We start from the raw sequence: 1,199 nt of genomic DNA, 5'->3' as shown, positions 1-1,199 counted from the left end.
GGTTTGGTCGTTCTCACATATATTCATGTTTATTTCTTACTTTCCCCACATCAAGATGTAGTATTTAAAGATTACGTATTTTCGGGCTTGTCTAGAAATTTATCGTGCTTGGCGATCTCATGAAGCAAGGTACTGCGCGATCGCTTTTTCTAAGATGTCTTTAACAATACAAAAACATCGATTGCCTAAACTTATTCTAGAAAAACTTTAACTGAAATTAGATAATTTTTCGAGAATTTTATTCTGTATTTAATTAGATTTTTTTCAAGAAATATTTACGATTCAGAAATGTAAAGTTGATTTTAAAAATATTATCAAAGTTATTGTTAAATACGAACTAATTAATTATTGACTAAAATCTATCGATAGATTTTTTACTATGCTTCAGACCTTTCACTTAAAACAAAATAACTATTAAGAAAGTACTAAAACAACAACAAAGCTTATTCTTTTGGTTCAAAAACGGGACAATAACCTTCAGGAATTACCTTAAAACCATAGAGGGGAGAGCCTTGATTCCAGCATCTTTGACTGCGATAATGACGGCAGGTTTGGCAACAATCTAAATCCTCTGCTATGGTGGGGTCTTGATTGGAGTAGAGTAATTCTCTTTGTGGTATACCCCTTAAAGTTAGCTCATCTCCTTGCCAACGGGCTTCTACAATTCCTGTATCGGCAAATTTATTCCAACGAGGATCGTTATTTAAACTATCGGGAAAAGTAATTCTAATGTAAGAATTACCTTCGTTGATTTCTCCTTCGTAGTGAGTGGGAGTAGGGTTTTTGGGTTGAATAAAGCGATCGCCGATTGGCAATTCTAATAGTTTATCATTACTAGGAGAGTGGATTTGATAGCGATTACACAATTCTTCTAAACTAGCTAATTCTAGGAGATAATTTGCCAAACCATGAACTAAAATAACGTGTTGGGGGCGCAAATTATGGATTAATTGGGTAGTATTGCGACCATCACTATGTTCTGCTAGCAAATATGTTTCTTGGGTAATCCATTCTTGTCTTTTTACCAAACGTATTCTGTTTTGTGCAAAATTTGTGGTGTCTACATGGGGACTTTCTGGAAATAAAATTAACCATTTACCAGCTTTGGAAGAGATGTACGACAGTGCATCTTCTTTACGATCTACCAAGACAATGCAAGGGAATTTTCCTTGAAAGATGTCTTCTGCATCTTCTATTTG

General features: G+C 34.4%; 1 protein-coding gene. It reads right to left on the bottom strand.

The window, feature by feature from the left end; all coding sequences use genetic code 11:
- Window positions 1–443 precede the first annotated feature (443 nt).
- The coding region (locus AC33VI_RS23050) for an MBL fold metallo-hydrolase RNA specificity domain-containing protein (RefSeq protein WP_491784601.1) at window positions 444–1,199 on the bottom strand (756 nt) is incomplete at its 5' end.

The sequence above is a fragment of the Waterburya sp. genome, assembly GCF_058530065.1.
Note: the sequence above shows the minus strand (reverse complement) of the source record. Positions and strands in the feature narration are given on the sequence as shown.